This window comes from Streptococcus penaeicida (assembly GCF_002887775.1).
Classification (GTDB): Bacteria; Bacillota; Bacilli; order Lactobacillales; family Streptococcaceae; genus Streptococcus; species Streptococcus penaeicida.
In genome coordinates this window covers 1-18,102 of the sequence record NZ_LOCM01000028.1, presented here as the reverse complement: position 1 = coordinate 18,102, position 18,102 = coordinate 1, and the positions used below count along the sequence as shown (strand labels likewise).

Annotated in this window: 15 protein-coding genes, 1 rRNA gene and 1 pseudogene; 12 read left to right on the top strand and 5 right to left on the bottom strand. The window is 39.8% G+C overall.

Going from position 1 to position 18,102, the window contains the following annotated elements:
* The first annotated feature begins 148 nt into the window (after positions 1-148).
* The 5 genes from AT575_RS07380 (at position 149) to AT575_RS07360 (ending at position 4,704) form a co-directional block, all read left to right on the top strand.
* Positions 149-1,072 carry a thiamine pyrophosphate-dependent dehydrogenase E1 component subunit alpha gene (locus tag AT575_RS07380; RefSeq protein ID WP_415746698.1) on the top strand — a complete coding sequence of 308 codons (924 nt, stop codon included), beginning with the start codon at positions 149-151 and terminating at the stop codon, positions 1,070-1,072.
* A gap of 18 nt (positions 1,073-1,090) precedes the next feature.
* Positions 1,091-2,122, top strand: a complete 1,032-nt coding sequence (locus tag AT575_RS07375) for an alpha-ketoacid dehydrogenase subunit beta (RefSeq protein ID WP_102777798.1) — start codon at positions 1,091-1,093, stop codon at positions 2,120-2,122.
* Between the two features lie 14 nt (positions 2,123-2,136).
* Positions 2,137-3,393 (top strand): dihydrolipoamide acetyltransferase family protein, encoded by a 1,257-nt coding sequence (locus tag AT575_RS07370; protein WP_102777797.1) that lies wholly within the window; start codon positions 2,137-2,139, stop codon positions 3,391-3,393.
* A 112-nt stretch (positions 3,394-3,505) separates the two neighbouring features.
* Complete coding sequence (locus AT575_RS07365; protein WP_102777796.1) at positions 3,506-4,270, top strand: (S)-acetoin forming diacetyl reductase; 765 nt, start codon at positions 3,506-3,508, stop codon at positions 4,268-4,270.
* Positions 4,271-4,335: 65 nt separating this feature from the next.
* A complete protein-coding gene (locus tag AT575_RS07360; protein ID WP_102777795.1) occupies positions 4,336-4,704 on the top strand; it encodes a heme-binding protein in 369 nt (122 codons plus the stop codon).
* Positions 4,705-4,737: 33 nt separating this feature from the next.
* On the opposite strand, the gene AT575_RS07355 is transcribed toward AT575_RS07360, so the two are convergent.
* Positions 4,738-5,676, bottom strand: a complete 939-nt coding sequence (locus tag AT575_RS07355; protein ID WP_102777794.1) for a hypothetical protein — start codon at positions 5,674-5,676, stop codon at positions 4,738-4,740.
* A 766-nt stretch (positions 5,677-6,442) separates the two neighbouring features.
* On the opposite strand from AT575_RS07355, the gene AT575_RS07350 reads away from it, so the two are divergent.
* From AT575_RS07350 to AT575_RS07330, 5 genes are all read left to right on the top strand, one after another.
* Positions 6,443-7,378 carry an aldo/keto reductase gene (locus tag AT575_RS07350; RefSeq protein ID WP_102777793.1) on the top strand — a complete coding sequence of 312 codons (936 nt, stop codon included), beginning with the start codon at positions 6,443-6,445 and terminating at the stop codon, positions 7,376-7,378.
* 183 nt (positions 7,379-7,561) lie between these two features.
* Positions 7,562-9,019, top strand: a complete 1,458-nt coding sequence (locus AT575_RS07345; protein ID WP_102777792.1) for a glycoside hydrolase family 1 protein — start codon at positions 7,562-7,564, stop codon at positions 9,017-9,019.
* 226 nt (positions 9,020-9,245) lie between these two features.
* Positions 9,246-10,469 carry a peptidoglycan bridge formation glycyltransferase FemA/FemB family protein gene (locus AT575_RS07340; protein WP_102777791.1) on the top strand — a complete coding sequence of 408 codons (1,224 nt, stop codon included), beginning with the start codon at positions 9,246-9,248 and terminating at the stop codon, positions 10,467-10,469.
* A gap of 188 nt (positions 10,470-10,657) precedes the next feature.
* On the top strand, positions 10,658-11,362 hold the full coding sequence (locus tag AT575_RS07335) for a gamma-glutamyl-gamma-aminobutyrate hydrolase family protein (RefSeq protein WP_102777790.1): 705 nt from the start codon (positions 10,658-10,660) through the stop codon (positions 11,360-11,362).
* Positions 11,363-11,554: 192 nt separating this feature from the next.
* Complete coding sequence (locus tag AT575_RS07330) at positions 11,555-12,559, top strand: NADP-dependent oxidoreductase (RefSeq protein WP_102777789.1); 1,005 nt, start codon at positions 11,555-11,557, stop codon at positions 12,557-12,559.
* Between the two features lie 125 nt (positions 12,560-12,684).
* Here AT575_RS07330 and AT575_RS07325 read toward each other — a convergent pair.
* The 4 genes and pseudogenes from AT575_RS07325 to AT575_RS07310 form a co-directional block, all read right to left on the bottom strand.
* Positions 12,685-13,514: pseudogene (locus tag AT575_RS07325) on the bottom strand (energy-coupling factor transporter transmembrane component T family protein).
* Positions 13,483-15,195, bottom strand: a complete 1,713-nt coding sequence (locus tag AT575_RS07320) for an ABC transporter ATP-binding protein (protein ID WP_102777788.1) — start codon at positions 15,193-15,195, stop codon at positions 13,483-13,485. Before AT575_RS07320 ends, AT575_RS07325 begins: the two are co-directional and overlap by 32 nt.
* Positions 15,196-15,199: 4 nt before the next feature.
* Positions 15,200-15,745, bottom strand: a complete 546-nt coding sequence (locus AT575_RS07315; RefSeq protein ID WP_102777787.1) for an ECF-type riboflavin transporter substrate-binding protein — start codon at positions 15,743-15,745, stop codon at positions 15,200-15,202.
* 79 nt (positions 15,746-15,824) lie between these two features.
* Positions 15,825-16,667 carry an SAM hydrolase/SAM-dependent halogenase family protein gene (locus AT575_RS07310; protein WP_102777786.1) on the bottom strand — a complete coding sequence of 281 codons (843 nt, stop codon included), beginning with the start codon at positions 16,665-16,667 and terminating at the stop codon, positions 15,825-15,827.
* A gap of 173 nt (positions 16,668-16,840) precedes the next feature.
* Here AT575_RS07310 and AT575_RS07305 point away from each other — a divergent pair, with 173 nt between their 5' ends.
* Together AT575_RS07305 and AT575_RS07300 are read left to right on the top strand one after the other, a co-directional pair.
* Complete coding sequence (locus AT575_RS07305; protein ID WP_102777785.1) at positions 16,841-17,659, top strand: HAD family hydrolase; 819 nt, start codon at positions 16,841-16,843, stop codon at positions 17,657-17,659.
* A gap of 302 nt (positions 17,660-17,961) precedes the next feature.
* A 16S ribosomal RNA gene (locus AT575_RS07300) occupies positions 17,962-18,102 on the top strand; the annotation flags it as partial.

The window sequence follows — 18,102 nt, the reverse complement described above, 5'->3', positions numbered from 1 at the left end:
GTCACATTATCAAGACTTACCACAAGAGTTGATTAAATCAAAACGTCAACTGAATGCAGTAGAAACCTTTGATTATACGGTTAAAACAGTTGACGATGTCGAAGTTGGGGAAATCTCTAAAGACAAAGTAAAATCTATTTACAAGTCCATGTGGGATATCCGCAATTTTGAAGAAAGTGCTCGTCGATTCTTTGCAGCAGGGCAAATTCCAGGCTTTGTGCATTTGTATGCTGGTGAAGAAGCTATCGCAACTGGTGTGTGTGCCAATTTGACCGATGACGACTATATTACCTCAACCCATAGGGGCCACGGGCACTGTGTTGCAAAAGGTGGGGATCTCAAGGGGATGATGGCAGAGATATTTGGAAAATCTACCGGCCTTGGTAAAGGAAAAGGTGGCTCCATGCATATCGCTGATTTGGATAAAGGAATCCTTGGAGCAAACGGTATGGTTGGTGGCGGTTTTGGTCTAGCTGTTGGGGCGGCCATGCGTAATAAATACCTCAAGACTGACAGTGTTGCAGTGTGTTTCTTTGGTGATGGTGCAGCCAATGAAGGAAACTTTCATGAATGTTTGAATATGGCTTCTATTTGGAAACTTCCTGTAATTTTTGTCAATGAAAACAACCTATTTGCCGAAGCTACTCCTCAATGGTATTCATCAGGTTCACCAACAATTGCCGAAAGAGCACTAGCTTATAATATGCCTGGTGTTCGAGTGAATGGTAAGGATCTTTTCGCCGTTTATGAAGTTGCTAAAGAAGCCGTTGAACGGGCTCGTAGTGGTCAAGGACCAACATTAATTGAAGCTGTTACCTACCGTAAATATGGTCACTTTGAAGGTGATGAACAAAAATATAAGGCTTTAGAAGGGCTTGAAAAAGACTGGGCTGAAGTGGATGCTTTAGATGTTTTCAAGGATTATGTCTTGAAAAATGACTTGCTTTCAGAAGCAGAGCTAGAAGAAATTAAAAAAGCATCTGAAGATGATGTCGAAGCGGCAATTACATTTGCCCAAGAAAGTCCAATTCCTCAACCAGAAGCATTATTAGAAGATGTCTTTGCAGAATAGTATGTAGGAGGATTTACAATGTCTAGACAAGTATTATTTATGAAGGCTATTAATGAAGCACTCGATCAGGCAATGGAAAAAGATGACACTGTCGTTCTACTAGGTGAAGATATAGCAGGTGGTGTCACTGTCAGTCATTTAGAAGGTGAAAACCAAGAGGCCTGGGGTGGTGTTATGGGTGTCACGAAAGGGTTGATGCCTAAATATGGTCGAGATCGGGTAATCGATACCCCAATTTCAGAACATGGTTATATGTCTGCTTCAGTGGGGATGGCCTTAACAGGATTAAGACCAGTTCCTGAGCTCATGTTTAATGACTTTGTTGGTTTTTGTTTTGATGCTTTATTGGGACAAGGGTCCAAAATGCGGTATATGTTTGGTGGTAAGGCAAAGGTTCCCATGACTGTTAGAACCATGCACGGTGCAGGAGCTTCAGCAGCAGCCCAACACTCTGGTTCCTATTATGGTCTCTTTGGCTCAATTCCAGGTATTAAAGTTGTTGTTCCAGCAACTCCATATGATGCTAAAGGCTTATTATTATCAGCAATTGAAGATGATAATATTGTAATCTTCTCAGAGGACAAAACCTTGTATGGTTTGAAAGGTGAAGTTCCTGAAGAGTATTATACTGTCCCTATTGGCAAGGCGGAAGTCAAACGAGAAGGGAAGGATTTAACAATTGTTACCATCGGAAAAATGCTTTACGTTGCCTATGAAGTTGCTGACAAACTGGAAAAAGACGGCATTTCTGTAGAAGTTATTGATTTACGAACAGTTGCTCCTTGGGACAAAGAAACAATTATTGAATCAGTTAAGAAAACTGGTCGATTAATTGTTGTTGATGAAGCCAACCCACATAACAATACGGCAACGGATATCGCTGCTGTTGTTACTGATGAAGCATTTGATTACTTAGATGGCCCTATTAAATGTGTCTGTGCTCCTAATGTCCCTGTTCCATTTGCCACAAATCTCGAACAATTGTATCTTCCTGATGCTCAAAAGGTGTTAACTGTTGCTTCTGAACTCATTGAAGATTTGAAAGCATAAAAGGGAGGTATATTATGGCTATAGAAGTAGTAATGCCAAAACTAGGACTTACCATGACTGAAGGTATCATTAATAATTGGCTGGTAAAAGAAGGCGATACTGTTTCAGCTGGACAAACTATTTTGGAAATAAGCTCAGAAAAATTAACTAGCGATGTTGAAAGTCCTGAATCTGGTAAGGTCTTGAAAATTTTATATCAAGAAGGTGATACTGTTAAATGTAAGGAAGCAATTGCTCTAATTGGCCAAGAAGGAGAAGAAGTTGCTTCACAATCTGCCTCAGCAGATAATAAAAACAATCATGATGCAGAAAAGGAGTCAATAAACCATCAAGCTAATGAATCTGAAGTAACCTCTCACCAACAAGAACCAGCTGTTTCTGGAAAAGATGCTGATAAGAAACGAATTTTTATCACACCTTTGGCTAAGAAAATTGCTAAGGAAAAAGGATATCTCATCGAACAGATTCCTGGTACCGGAGGTAATGGTCGGATAACTAGACGAGACGTTGAAAACTTTAAACCAAGTGAAGAGACTAAACAAAGCCCTGTAGGACAAATGTCCAAAGCAGAAAGTCAAGATTATGGTGCAGGACTTAAAGGTATGCGTAAGACCATTGCCTCAAGAATGATGTCTAGTATGCAAAATGCCGCGCAACTTACTCTTCACCGTAAGGCAGACATTACGGAACTCCTTGCTTTCCGAGAAGACATCAAAGGTCGCCTCAAAATGCCATTGGAAAATGGTGAGCTTGGCATCACAACTTTATTGACAAAAGCAGTAACAAAAGCTTTGAGGGACCATCCTAATATGAATGTTTGGTATGCAAATGGTCAATTAATTGAGAATGAAGAAATCCATATTGGTATGGCAACCTCACTTGATGATGGCCTTGTTGTTCCTGTTATCAAAAACGCAGATAAAATGACTTTATCTGAATTGGGTCGTTCAATCAAAGAATTATCAAATCAAGCTCGAAAAGGTACACTACCTTCAAACCTATACTCAGGATCGACATTCTCAATCACCAATCTTGGTTCAGCCGGTATCGAATACTTTACACCGATTTTGAATTCACCAGAAATTGCCATTTTAGGTGTCGGACAAACCCAAAAACAATTAGACCTTGATGAAGGCGGTCAATTAATGCAGAAGTTCTATCTTCCACTTAGCTTAACCTTTGATCATCAGGTTGTAGATGGTGCCCCTGCATCTGAATTTTTAGCAAGTATCATTGATTACTTAGAGGATCCATATCAGTTACTCTTTTAATGAAAAGGAATTTATTATGTTTAATCATTTGATGAGGGCAAGCCCTTTCTAATAAGTTAATAGTTGTTACGATAGATAAAATAATTTTAAAAGTGTAAAGAGGAAATAATATATGAATAAAGTTGCTATAGTTACAGGTGCAGGACAAGGTATAGGCTTTGCTATTGCCCAAAGATTACATAAAGATGGATTTAAAATTGGTATTGTCGATTATAATGAAGAAACTGCTAATGCTGCAGTTGCCAAATTCCCAGAAGGGGAAGCTTTCGCAACTGTCGCAGATGTTTCCAAACGCGATCAAGTCCAAAAAGCCTTTACTGATATTGTAAATCATTTCGGTGATTTGCATGTTGTCGTTAATAATGCCGGTGTTGCTCCAACAACACCTTTAGATACCATTACAGAGGAACAATTTACGCAAACATTTGGCATTAATGTAGGTGGTACGATTTGGGGTAGCCAAGCGGCTCATAAACATTTCAAAGAATTGGGACATGGTGGTAAAATCATCAATGCCGCTTCTCAGGCAGGTTGTGTCGGTAATCCAAACTTAACAGTATATGGTGGTACCAAATTTGCAATTCGTGGTATCACACAAACATTAGCAAGAGATTTAGCTGAAGAAGGAATCACCGTCACAGCTTATGCACCGGGAATTGTTAAAACACCAATGATGTATGATATAGCTCATCAAGTTGGAAAAAATGCAGGAAAAGATGACGAGTGGGGCATGCAAACTTTTGCTAAAGATATTGCTTTGAAACGTTTATCTGAACCAGAGGATGTGGCAAACGCGGTTGCTTTCCTGGCTGGACCAGATTCAAATTATGTCACTGGACAAACATTGGTTGTTGATGGTGGAATGGTATTCCATTAAGAAAGTGAAGAGAGACAAAAAAGGATTTAGCTCGAAAATTCGAACGCAATCCTTTTTTTTATTATGTGACTTTTGGCGAGGAGCCGGCTATTCGGATTGAACGCCTGTCTGATGGGGCGACCACTTTCCAGTATATTGGCAACTCTGGTGGGGAGCGCAACATTGGTTTTGCCCTGCGCAAGATGGCTGCTGTCAGAGCGACGGGTTTCTCTAGTCTTTATGCTTTGGCCTTGTTGGGTGAAAATCCGCAACTCTTAGATTTGGAGAGAGCTTTGCCGGTAGCGGGTGCCTTTCCCATTAAGGTAGCTGGGGAAATGGTGGCAATTTTAAGCATTTCCGGTTTGCATCATGGCAACGACCACCGCCTTTTGATGGTGGCTCTGTCTAAATTCTTGGGAGTAGAACTTCCGTCCTACAAGGGTTTGATTATTTGAGTAAAATAAAAGCATCCGCGGATGCTTTTTTGTCTATTCATAATCTGTTGGGTATTCTATCAGATTGATTTTCCCGTCTTTAACGTCAATGCCGAAAAGTAAATCATAAGTTTCGTAGGAATCTTTATTTTTGGCGTATTCTAATTCCAATTCATAGTAACCATCTGGATATTGGGAGACATTTAGTTTCTCCAATTGTCCTGTTATTCGATCAATTTCTGCTTTTAGAGCGGTATTGTGTTTGACCTTGCCGTAGATTGGAGGCATATAAATCTTATAGGTATAGTAGTAATTGGCTAAGTAGGTTTTTAGTTTTAAGTCATAGATTCCGAGTAAGGGTTTCTTTTTGGCTTCTTCAAATGGTCCGATATCTTCAATCAACTGTTGTGTGACTGCCTTCTCGTCGTAATCTTTTGATGAAGCGGTGTCTTCATAAAGTGTGATTGAAGCTGGTACCAGGAGTCTTCCCTGATCATCATTTAAGGCGTTTATGAATGACTCTTTGATGGCTTGTTCGTATTGTTTGGCCTCAGGTCCACTTCTTAAGGTTTTACCAAAGAGGAGACTGATGGGCTCATCGTATTGGTGAAGATGATTAGTAATTAAGTCTTTAGTACTAGTCACTGGAGGCATTGCTTTGATGCCTTTTATAGGTAATCGATAATCTCTGAACTTATAAGTGATATCCTGCCCATTTATTTTTTCAACATAGTCATAAGAATAGAGATAGTAACCTTCAAAACTATCAAGTTCAATTGTGTAATTTTTGATTTTTCCTTTAAAGCCACTTTGCTTATAATAGGAGATTAACATGGGTTTAAATTTTTCTTCATTATATTGACTATCAATCTTTTTATCATATGTGGCAACATCATAGATAAAATAGGCAATAAAACCAAATATCATAACACCTGGTAAGGTGACAAGGATACAAGCTAAAACGATTAGGACTTGCTTTACTTTTTCAGACATTTCATTCTCCTCATTTTTCCTTAATTAGTTTACCATAAAACAACGATAAAAAGGCATAAATAGGATTATTTATTATTTAGAATAATGAACATGAGGACATAAATGTCCTTGGTAAAAACAGTTTACCGGGTTATTTTGTAAGTGCTGGATTACAAGTGAAAAAGAAAGAAAAGGTAATAAAAAAATGAAAAAACGGTTAGCCTATGCAAATATATTTTGGTTAATTCTCTTCTTATTTGATTCTGATTTTGCCTTATTTCAAGTCTCCAATGCCCAATACCTAACTTTTATGGGACTGTATATAAGGAATATTGATTAGAAAAATAGTTTGATTAACATTTTCGGTGTGTCGTCGCGGGCATTCCTTGCCTATTTAGGAATAGTGATGGGCTGGCTGATTTTATATGGTTTAGCAAAAATGTTTGTTTTCAAGGAAAAATAACTGAAATCATATCTTACAGGACCTCGTTTTTTTGAAAGATTATTATTTTGAATGATTTACTACAAGAATTAGCCAGTCCCTTGATGGCACAATGATTGATAGTGTCTTTGAATCTATGAATAGTTAGATTACAGTGTCTGTTAGGATTAGAAAAGTTTGAGAGGAAAAAGTATTATCATCCTAAGCTTGAAATTTGGAAGAGATTCATTTATATGAATAATTAATTCTAGTTAAATGATAACCAAAAATTTTCATTTTTTTGTTTGACTTGGAGTTGACTCCATAGTTTATAATGGACTTATTAAATGAAGTGAGGGTTGGATTATGGAATACACACGTTTAGGTCAGAGTGGTTTGTTGGTTTCTAAGGTTTGTCTTGGGACCATGGGATTTGGGACACCAGGGAAACTTTTTCCATGGACGGTTGATGAAGAAGAGGCTGAGAAGATTGTTAAGGAATGTCTGGATCTTGGTATTAACTTTTTTGATACGGCTAATATCTATACTCATGGTGAATCTGAGCAATTTCTTGGTAGGGCATTAAAGAAATATGCTAAACGTCAAGATGTGGTGATTGCTACGAAATGTGGAATTAGTTTTAGTCAAGATCCAAATGCTGAAGGACTTTCACGTAAGGTTATTTTTGATGAAGTTGAAAAATCTTTGAAAAATTTAGATGCTGATTATATTGATCTTTATATTGTTCACCGGCCTGATATGGAGACACCAGTTGAAGAAACCATGAAGGCTTTACATGACTTGGTGGAGATGGGCAAAGTTCGTTATATTGGAGCTTCCAATATGAAAGCTTGGCAATTTGCTAAGTATCAGTATACGGCTAGGATACATGGTTGGACGCCCTTTATTTCTTTGCAAAATGAGCATCACATTTTATCGCGCAAGGCTGAAGAAGAATTATTTCCAATGCTTGAAGATATGGGAGTTTCTTTAACAGCTTACAAGGTTTTAGTTGGTGGCCGTTTAACCCGCAAGGAGAATGAAGTAACGGAACGGGCCAAATCTCAAGAACTATCAGATTTTGAAAAAGCCATCAGTCAGCACCTACAAGTCATAGCTGATCGTCATAACTGTTCTAAGGCGGATGTCCTCATTGCTTGGGAGCTGGCAAAAAAACCGATTGATGTGGTTCTGGTTGGTACGACCAAAGTTGGTCGCATGACTGATACCGTTAAGGCTTTGGAAGTAACATTAACTGAAAAAGATATCGAGGAATTGAATTCTTTTGCTCAAGGGAAATAGATTTAAAGGTGTTAGCATTCAATTATTACTTTCAAATATTTTTAGTAAGACGCCTCTCTGACAAGAGAGGTGTTTTTTCATGTATTCTTGTCCCATATTAGAATTTCACGAAAATTAGCGGTATAATAAGGATAAATTCGTTTTCGTTTTGAAAATGACATTGACCAAAACAAGGAGTTTAACATGAGTATTTTAAGAGATGATTTTTTATGGGGTGGTGCCATTGCGGCCAATCAGGTTGAAGGGGCTTGGAATCTTGATGGTAAAGGCCTTTCGGTTGCGGATGTGGCAGTCTTTAAACCTAATTTAGATGTCACTGATTATGCTGGTCATAATACGGTTACCACAGCTATGATTGAAGAAGCTATGGCGACCGAGGATGCTAAGGACTATCCTAAGCGTCGGGGCATTGATTTTTACCATCATTATGAAGAAGATATTGCTCTCTTTGCCGAAATGGGCTTTAAGACCTTGCGTCTTTCCATTGCCTGGTCTCGTCTTTTTCCAACGGGTGAAGAAGAAGTGGCCAATCCTCAAGGGCTTGCTTTTTACAAGAAGGTTTTTGAAGAATTGAAGAAGCACCAGATTGAACCTATTGTCACCTTATCTCACTATGAGATGCCTCTTGCTTTGAGTCTTAAATACAACGGTTGGGTGGACCGAGCGGTCATTGCACATTTTACCCGCTTTGCGGAAAGCTGTTTTGAAGCATTTGGGGACTATGTGACTTATTGGCTGACTTTCAATGAAATTGATTCTGTCGGTCGACATCCCTTTACAACAGCAGGCATCATTCCCGATCAATGCCAGGCTTACTCTCTGGAGCAAGCTGTCTATCAAGCCTTGCATCATCAGTACTTGGCGGCAGCAATTGCCACGCAAAAATGCCACCAAATGATTCCGGGCAGTCAGGTTGGTTCCATGTTGACCAAATTGACCACCTATCCTCACACCTGCCATCCTGAGGATGTGGCATTGGCGCTGGCTCAAAATTTGGATAACTATTCCCATTCCGATATTCAAATTTTTGGCAAATATCCACCTCTTCACTTGAAGAGATTGCAGGCTATGGGGGTTGCGCCTCAGATGGAAGCGGGCGATGAGGAGCTTTTGGCAAATGGCCGAGCTGATTACCTAGCCTTTAGTTATTACATGTCGCGGACTGAGTCAGCAGACCCCGAGCTGGAAAAGACTGCGGGCAATACCATTATGAGTGTGAAAAATCCTTACTTAGCGTCAACGGACTGGGGATGGCAAATTGACCCCGTGGGCTTGCGCATTTCCTTGTTAGAGCTTTACGACCGCTACCAAGTGCCTTTGATTATTGTGGAAAACGGTATGGGGGCTAAAGATACTATTGAGGACGATGGTAGCATTCATGATCCCTACCGCATTGCTTACTTAAAAGCTCACATTGAGGAAATGAAAAAAGCAGTGGAGATGGGAGTCGATTTATTTGGTTACACCAGCTGGGCTCCCATCGATTTGATTAGTGTGTCGACCTCACAAATGTCTAAACGTTATGGCTACATCTATGTGGACCAAGATGATTTGGGCAATGGTAGTTTAAAACGTAGTCCTAAAGATTCTTTTTATTGGTATCAAAAAGTCATTCAAAGTAATGGTGACAAGTTAGATTAATAATCTCAATGATAGACAGTTCTCTTACTGGAGGTCTGTCTTTTTAATGTGCTAGACATTATAAGAACAAGTCTAAAAGTGGCACTAAATTTCATTTAATTAAAATAATTCAAGGAATAATTAAAAAGTTCTTTACAGTTATATGTCAATGTGGTAATATAAAGTAAATATTGTTACACAAATGAAACGCTACAGTAACAAATGTCATTTTTAAATTGAGGTTAGGATGGAAGACAGGATTCAGGTTAAAGTTGGTATTAGTGCAGAAGAACATGATGCCTTTGTTAAGGGGCATTCGCAAATCAATCTCCTACAGAGTAGTGCTTGGGCTCAAGTCAAATCTAATTGGGTCAATGAACGCATTGGTTTTTATGAGGATAATCAGCAAGTGGCCTCATTGTCATTGTTGATTAAACCCTTGCCCCTTGGTTTGTCCATGATTTATGTGCCTAGAGGACCGGTGATGGATTATAGCTGTGCTGATTTGGTTGCCTTTGTCTTTTCTTATTTGAAGCGTTACGCCCGGGAAAAACATGCTTTGATGGTCAAATGTGATCCGGCTGTCTTCTATAAGCAATATCGCTTGGGTGATAATATGCAAAAGATTGATGGTAGTGGGCAACAAGCCATTGGGAACTTGGAAATGGCTGGTTTGAAATGGGTTGGGCCTAGTCTTATGATTTACGAGACCATTCAACCGCGCTTCCAGGCTAATCGGTACCTCTATCCAGATTTTCAAGAAGATTTTCCGAAACATACTAAACGACTGATGGCTGATGCCCAAAAGAGAGGTGTTACGGTTCACCGGGCTAAGACAAGCGATCTTGCGGCCTTTGCTGATTTGATTTCCCTAACGGAAAACCGTAAGCAGATTCATTTAAGAGGGTTTGACTATTTTAATAATTTGATGACTATTTATGGGGATGATGCTTATTTGCATTTGGCTAAGGTAAATATTCCTTTACAGTTGGAGAAACTCCAGGCAGAATTTGCTATTGTGGAGCAAGAGTTGAGTCAATGTCAGCCACATCAGAAAAAGAAATTGCGGAAGTTATCGGACCAGCAAGCTTCGCTGAGTAAGTCGATCAAGTCTTATGAGGAGTATGCTAAGAAATATCCGGAAGAAGTTGTGGTGGCGGGTATTCTGTCTATTGCCTACGGCCATTCCATGGAGATGCTCTATGCTGGGATGAATGAGGAATTTAAAACCTTCTATCCGCAATACTTGCTTTATCCTAAAGCATTTCAGGATGCCTATCAGAAGGGAATCAAGTGGGCCAATATGGGTGGTATTGAAGGGGATTTCTCTGATGGTCTAACCAAGTTTAAGTCCAATTTTAACCCGACCATTGATGAATATATCGGGGAATTTAATCTTCCAACTAGTCTCCTATATTATCCTTTTAATACTCTTTTCAAACTCAGAAAAAGCATGCATCACAAACATTAAGTCCTATCTCTATCCCCCTTCACCAGTCACTGTTGGCTGGTGTTTTTTGTCTCTAAATGTGATAGACTGACTCCTTTATTCAATAAGGTGTCATTAACTTTCCTTATCCCGACGATAAAAAATACCTAATACCATGTCACTCCTCTTTATGCTAAAATAAGCCTATTATCACGTGAAAGGAGCTTATCATGACAATGAGACCGGTTATCGGCATTACAGGCAATGTGAGTAAGGGCAAGAATCAGTATTCCTGGGAAAATGGGATTACGAGAACTTATTCTTCGACCATTTTCTCGGATGTGGTTATGGAGTTGGGCGGTTTGCCCATGATGCTTCCGATTGCCACTGAAGACCTGGTGAAAGACTATGTCTCGATGATTGATAAGTTGATTCTAACTGGTGGTCAGCATGTTTCCCCGCACTTTTATGGTGAAAAGCAGAGCATTGCCAGTGATGACTACAATGAAGACAGAGATATCTTTGAAAGCCAATTAGTCATGGAGGCTCTCAGACAGAATAAGCCGGTCCTGGCTATCTGCCGTGGGACTCAGCTTGTCAATGTCGTACTAGGCGGGACTCTCAACCAATCCGTTTCCAACCATTGGCAAGAAGAAGCTCCTCATCAGGCCAAAGATACCATAATTTTGGATAAAGACAGTGTCTTGTACAATATTTATGGTCAGGAAAATAAGGTCAATTCCTTGCATATGCAATCCATTAGGGAGTTGGCGCCAGATTTGAAGGCTATTGCTTGGGATCAGAAGGATCAGACCATTGAGGCGGTTTATAGTCACAAGCACCGGATTTTAGGTTTTCAGTGGCATCCGGAGTTGCTTTTGCCCAGTCACCCGGAAAGTAAGGCCAGTTTTGATTATTTTATTAACCACATGTAAGTGAGAGATTTTTGATGGGTGAGTCTAACTTAGCATTTTCTAAGTTAGGTGTTGCTTTGGCAAGGGTCTCTTTTTTGAGCCCTTTTATTGACAGGGAATGCTGCCTAGGGTAAGCTTAGGTGAGTAAAAAACAGTATTAAAAAGAGAGAGCAGCCGGTAAGGACTTTGAGAGTTGGGCTGATGGAGTGATAGATGAGAGTTGCCCAATTATTAAATTATTCAAAAGAGAAACTTGACTTAAGCCTTAATGAAATAGCTAAACCAGTGGCTGGACCGGGTGAGGTTCTTGTAAAAATTGCATACGCTGGGGTAAATCCTTTAGACAACATGATTACTAGAGGTGAGGTGAAGCTTATTCTTCCTTATAAGCTGCCACTTGTGGCCGGTAATGAGTTTTCAGGTTTTGTTGAAGAACGAGGTCAAGGCGTCACTGATTTTGAAATTGGGCAAAGAGTCTATGCCCGTCTGCCTTTAGATAAAACAGGCGCCTTTGGTGAGTGGTTGGCTATTGATGCCAAGGCTCTCGCTCCTGTTCCAGATTATTTGTCACTTGAGGAAGCGGCGGCGGTGCCTTTAACAGCTTTGACGGCTTTTCAAGCTTTGGACAAAATGCAGGTTGAAGCTGGCAAGAAACTGTTCATTTCTGGTGGTAGTGGTGGCTTCGGTGCTATGGCTATTCCTTTGGCTAAAGCCCGTGGTTTAGAGGTTTATACAAATGGTAGTGGTCGTAATGAGGCGCGTGTTCGGGCACTTGGTGCTGACCATTATATCAATTATCAAGAAGAAGACTTTAGCCAGGTTCTATCGGACATGGATTATGTCATTGATACCCTTGGTGGTCAGGAACTTGAAAAGCAATTCGCGATTTTAAAAGAGGGTGGCCAGTTAGTCAGTCTTAAGGGTATGCCTAACAAGGCTTTTGCCAAAGAAATGAGCTTTTCAGCAATTAAACAATTCTTGATGGGGCTTGTTGGTGCCAAGTATGATCGTTTGGCTAAGAAAAAAGGGCAAGTTTACCAATTCTTATTTGTGCAAGCTAATGGTCAGCAATTGCGTCAGATTTCTCAATTATTGCAAGAGAAGCAAATTGCGGTGTCTATTGATCAGGTTTTTGCCTTTGATGAGGTTAATAAGGCCTTGAAAAAGGTTGATCAGGGGTCTTCTCAAGGTAAAACGATTCTTAAAATTGAAGCATAGAAAAAAGGCTGGTCTTCCTTGGGAAGTCCAGCCTTTTGGCTTGTTAATGAGAGGCTTGATGCCTGAGTGGATGGATGTTAACTGGGATTTTGCTTGTCGCCATTTCTCTTTTGTTATAAAAGTGATTAGATAAATGGATTGTAAAAGCGGCCCTGGTTGATAAAGAACAAGAAGATGGTTAGGCTGACAATGGTTAGGCTAGGCCAATTGTTAGTAGGTCTAGTTTACTGAATGGGCGAGCGCTGTACCAGCTTCTTTTTTTCTCTTTGCCAAAACGACGCAGTTCCATGGCTGTTGAGACGGTGTCAATCCGGTCCAAGGATGAAAAAATCAATGGAATAATGATTTGAAGATTGCCTTTAATTCGGTCAAGGAGTTTGGCCTTTTTGGATAATTCTAGGCCGCGGGCTTCTTGGGATGTCCGGATCATATAAAACTCTTCTTGGACATCGGGGATGTAGCGCAGGGTTAGGGAGATGGCGTAAGCCACTTTGTAGGGCATGCCAATCTGGTTGAGGCTTGAAGCGAACTGGCTAGGATGAGTTGTGGTCAGAAAGAGGATGGCCAAGGGAACGGTTGAGAAATATTTCAAGCTGAGGTTGAAAAGATAGAAGAGTTCCTGGCTAGTCAGATTGTAGTTACCCCATCCTTTGAGCAAGATGGTTTGTGATTGGTAGATATCTTGTCCATAGTTTGGTGCGAAGAGGTAGACCATGATCACGTTCATGATGGCAAAGAAGGTGACGAAGGAAATCACAAAAGAAATGCTTTTCCAAGGGATTTTTGCCATTTTCAGTAAGATTAAAGATAGCAAACTGATGAAAAGAATTAGGCGGGTATCATAGGTTGTCATGCAGGCTACAGAGACAAGAATGAAATAGATTAACTTGCTGGCGCCAGACAAGTTATGAATGAACGTTTGGTTAGCTTGGTAACCGATCAGTCTCTGAGGCATGTCTTTCCCTTTCTTTTGTAATATAGTAGTTCGTTATCTCAATGGGGTCACAATTTATTTTTTCTGCTAAATGGAAGAGGCTCGTTTTTTTCAGGTAGGCCTGATCCAAAATCTCTGGATTTGAGAGGATGGCTGCGGGTTGATTGTCAGCTATGATTTGTCCATGACTGAGGACAATGGTGCGGTCTGCATATTCCATCATCAGCTGCATGTCATGGGTAATCATGACAATGGTGTGGCCTTTTTGGTTAAGCTGGTCCAAGAAATTCATGATTTCACTGTAATTCCGCTTATCTTGGCCAGCCGTTGGTTCATCCAAAATGATGATTTCTGGTCCTAGGACCAAGATTGATGCGATGGTAACGCGTTTTTTCTGACCGAAGGAAAGAGCAGAAATAGGCCAGTTACGGAAGGGATAGAGACCACAGGTTTTGAGGGTTTCATCCACCTTTGTTCTGATTAATTCTTCTGGGACATTGCGGAGACGGAGTCCCTCTGCCACTTCGTCAAAAATAGCGGCTTTACTGATCATCTGATTAGGGTTTTGCAGGACATAGCCAATTCTATCCGCTCGTTCCTTGATGGAATCCTTGGAAATGTCCTTCCCCCGATAGGTCACGCTGGCATCTGTTTCTAAGAATTGACACATGATTTTAGCCAAAGTTGACTTTCCTGCACCATTTTGCCCAACAATAGCCACTTTCTCGCCTCTGTTAAGGGTCAAATTGATATTTTTCAGAATCATTTGGTCGCTGTCATAGCCAAAATTAAGATTTTCAATTTTTAATAAAGACTCTCGCGTCTCTGCTTTCGTTTTTGCAGCTTGTACCGGAAGTGTGATGGGACTTAGGTCCAGGGCATAGAGGTTGTTGAGTTCTTTTTCACTTTCGATGGGATAGCCAAGCTCTCGAAGGCAGGTGATGTAGAGAGGTTCGCGGATACCATTCTGAACAAGCAGGTCGCTGGTCAGAAGCTGATCAGGACTGCCGTCGAAGAGGACTATGCCGTCGTTGATAAGAATAATTTTATCCAAGTGACGATAAAGGACATCTTCAAGACGGTGTTCAATAATGACAGTTGTAGCCTTGGTTTCTTGATGAAGGCGGTCAATGAGATCGATAGCGTCCAGTCCAGTTTTAGGATCAAGGTTGGCTAAGGGTTCATCAAAAAGTAAGATAGGACTTTCGTCGACTAAGACACCAGCAAGACTGACTCTTTGTTTTTGTCCTCCAGATAAGTCTTGGGGGCGTTTCGACAAATGGTCAGTAAGTTCTAATTGTTGCGCCCAATATGTGATTTTGGATGACATCTCATTTTGGTCAAGGCAGTCGTTTTCTAGTGCAAAGGCGATATCTTCAGCCACTGATAAGCCGATAAATTGGCCATCTGGATCTTGCAAAACAGTTGAAATCATCTTTGATTTATCATAGATAGACAGGTCAAAGGCATCGATGCCATTAATCGAAAGAGAACCACTATTCTCACCTTTAAAATGATTAGGAATAATACCATTTAAACAGTTTCCGATGGTTGATTTGCCACTACCTGAAGGACCGATAATAAGAACTTTTTGACCTTTTTCAATGGTTAGGTTGAGATTAGTAATTGTTGGTGTCGACTGAGCGTCGTATTTGAAGGTGAAATTTTTGAATTGGATAGCAGTGTTTTGTGAATTTTCCAAGTCTTTAGTCCTTTTTCAGGCTACCTGATTTAGTCCGTGTGTTAGCGTAAGCAATGATTAACAGGGTGCCACCGATACCAATGGTAACAATATTAGCAATACCAGCAAAAATACCTTGAGTGAAAACTTTATTGGCTGGCTCATGGTAAACAAGAATATCACCTAATGGTGCAACGATTCCCCAAGCAACAATATTAACAATTGCTTGTGTGATGTTGAAGAAAATGATGTCTTTTTTATTGAAAACCCCATTAGCAACTTGAAGTTTCTTTTGGAGAAAACCGATGCCTAAACCAACTAAACCACTTGGGATAACCCATGACCACCATACTGATCCGTATGAAAGCATGTCCTTAATCATATGGCCGAAGAAACCAATAAAGAATCCTGCTAAAGGGCCAAATAAAACCGCAAATAAGGCTTGGACAGCATACTGTAAGGAAATAGTGGTATTGGTAAAGATAGTAATTGGTACAAAAATACCAATGATAATAAATAGGGCAGCACCGATACCGATGGCAACGACAGTTTTAATGGATAAGTTGTTCATGATTGTCTCTTTTCTGTATTTAATGTAATTTTGATAAAAGGTGGCTAAATGTTTCTAAAATGTCTCTAGTGTTGCATTGTTAAATTTTCTTGATTTCTAAATGCCAGTTTTGTCCCACACCGACGTTATAAGCTTTAGCAAAGGAGCCTTGATTGATGGCTAAACCAACCCGGTAAAGTGAGTTGATATAGATGATAGGTTGCCCAATGCGAACATCAGCAAAGGATTTGCCATAGGTAACTTGGTTTTGATAAACCAGCATATCATTGTTATAAATAGTTACTTCAAAGCGGTCACCGAATTCAGGCGTAAAATGCTGGAATTCTTCGCGAGTAATAGAAGTCCAAAGGGAACCGAAACGAACATCAAGGATATCAATAACACCCCTAATGACATCATCTTCAATCACTGTATTAACGACAGGGACTTCAACAATAGCATTAACGGATAATTCTGGACCAACTTCTTCGAAAGTAATATGACCAGAAGCTAATTTAGCACCAGTGTAGGCGTAGACATCTCTTCCGTGGAAGGTGTAGGATAGTTCGGTATTTTTGCGACGATTCTTCACTTCAGAAATCTCACGAATTGCTTTAATGCCGATGTGCTTTTTAATGTAGGATAATGTCCCATTATCTGGAGTTACAATATACTGATTGTTCTCAGTTAAAGCAACAACACTCTTGCGTTTAGACCCTACCCCAGGATCAACTACCGAAACGAAAGTTGTTCCTTCAGGCCAGTAGTTAACGGTTTGAAAGAGTCGGTAAGACGCTTCAAAAATGTTATAAGGCGTAATGTCATGGGTTAAATGGTGAATCTGTAATTGCCGATCTTCTTGAAGGGCTACCCCAATCATGGCAGACACAGCACCATCAACGAGACCAAAATCTGACTGTAAAACGAGAAGGTTATTATACATGAGCGACTCTCTCCTAATTATTATAATATCTATATTTTATCATAAAGATAGAGTAAGCAAAATAAGGAATCAAGAGGAATAAGCTATAGTCTGAGGCTATAAGGGATTTCAAAATGCTTTAAAAGAGCTGATTATTAAAATATGTTATAATGATAAAGTTTAAAGGAGATAATATGTATAAACTAATTGCATTTGATATGGACGGAACACTTTTACAGTCAGATAAAACAATAGCAGAAACCAGCCTTTCTTCTATAAAAGAAGCATTTAAAAATGGTAAAGAAGTTGTTTTGGCGACTGGCCGCCCGAAATCTGAACTTCATATGTACGCTAATGAGTTAGCTAACATCCGATATGGTGTTTTGGAAAGTGGTGCGATTGTTTATGATTTTGTGAATGACAAAGTCTTAGATAAACAAGTTATCCCTGAAGATGTTTCTAAAAGAATTAGTGCAATTGTTAAAGCCAATGATGTCATGGTAGTTTTAATGGTGGATGGTCAAGGTTTTATTCAACAAAATCATTTTGACAATATTGCTGACTACCATATGACTATATACGAAGACTTGTATCGTTACTCGGCTAATTTTGTTCCAGCTATTCTTCCAAAATTGGAGGCTGAGATTGGAAATTTTGAAAAGATTAATCTCTATTTTAAGAACAATGACCTTCGTGACTTCTATTTCAATGAATTAATTCAGGATAATATTACGCTTGCTAAGGCAGAAGAAACAGCCATTGAAATCACGGCAAAAGGTGTTGAAAAAGGACAGGGTCTAAAAACACTTTGTTCCATGCTTGGCTATTCTATAGAAGATGCCATCGCAGTTGGAGATGCTGATAACGATGAGAGCATGATCCGGGATGCTGGTCTGGGTGTGGCAATGGCAAATGCTAATGCAACCATTATTGATTTGGCAGATGTTATGGTAGCCTCAAACGATCAAGCAGGTATTCAAGAAGCTATCCAAAAATTCTTGTTAGAAAAATAATTAAAACCTATTGACAAGTTTGTCTCTAGTGAGTATACTAATAAAGCTGTCAAAAGCGTCACTGGAAAAAGCTTTAAATAACCAAGAAAAAAATGCCAAAGAAAAGTAAAAAAAGTATTGACAAAGGCATAGTGACTGATAGAATATAATAGTTGTCTCGTAAGAGATGGCAAGACCTTTGAGAACTGAATAAGACAAGAAAAACCAAATGTGAGGGTGATATGTTTAGATGCATATTATCCGTCAATGAAGTAAAAAACAATAAATCTGTCAGCGACAGAAAAGAACGAGTAAGTTCAAACTAAAATGAGAGTTTGATCCTGGCTCAGGACGAACGCTGGCGGCGTGCCTAATACATGCAAGTAGAACGCTGAGGTCTAGTGCTTGCACAAGACCAAGGAGTTGCGAACGGGTGAGTAACGCGTAGGTAACCTACCTCATAG

Bases quoted from the DNA above. Each gene is read 5' to 3' on its own strand.
- AT575_RS07335 (WP_102777790.1), top strand. From the start codon at position 10,658: ATGACAATGAGACCGGTTATCGGCATTACAGGCAATGTGAGTAAGGGC.
- AT575_RS07345 (WP_102777792.1), top strand. From the start codon at position 7,562: ATGAGTATTTTAAGAGATGATTTTTTATGGGGTGGTGCCATTGCGGCC.
- AT575_RS07375 (WP_102777798.1), top strand. From the start codon at position 1,091: ATGTCTAGACAAGTATTATTTATGAAGGCTATTAATGAAGCACTCGAT.
- AT575_RS07305 (WP_102777785.1), top strand. From the start codon at position 16,841: ATGTATAAACTAATTGCATTTGATATGGACGGAACACTTTTACAGTCA.
- AT575_RS07380 (WP_415746698.1), top strand. From the start codon at position 149: ATGTGGGATATCCGCAATTTTGAAGAAAGTGCTCGTCGATTCTTTGCA.
- AT575_RS07370 (WP_102777797.1), top strand. From the start codon at position 2,137: ATGGCTATAGAAGTAGTAATGCCAAAACTAGGACTTACCATGACTGAA.
- AT575_RS07365 (WP_102777796.1), top strand. From the start codon at position 3,506: ATGAATAAAGTTGCTATAGTTACAGGTGCAGGACAAGGTATAGGCTTT.
- AT575_RS07350 (WP_102777793.1), top strand. From the start codon at position 6,443: ATGGAATACACACGTTTAGGTCAGAGTGGTTTGTTGGTTTCTAAGGTT.
- AT575_RS07330 (WP_102777789.1), top strand. From the start codon at position 11,555: ATGAGAGTTGCCCAATTATTAAATTATTCAAAAGAGAAACTTGACTTA.
- AT575_RS07340 (WP_102777791.1), top strand. From the start codon at position 9,246: ATGGAAGACAGGATTCAGGTTAAAGTTGGTATTAGTGCAGAAGAACAT.
- AT575_RS07310 (WP_102777786.1), bottom strand. From the start codon at position 16,667: ATGTATAATAACCTTCTCGTTTTACAGTCAGATTTTGGTCTCGTTGAT.
- AT575_RS07355 (WP_102777794.1), bottom strand. From the start codon at position 5,676: ATGTCTGAAAAAGTAAAGCAAGTCCTAATCGTTTTAGCTTGTATCCTT.
- AT575_RS07315 (WP_102777787.1), bottom strand. From the start codon at position 15,745: ATGAACAACTTATCCATTAAAACTGTCGTTGCCATCGGTATCGGTGCT.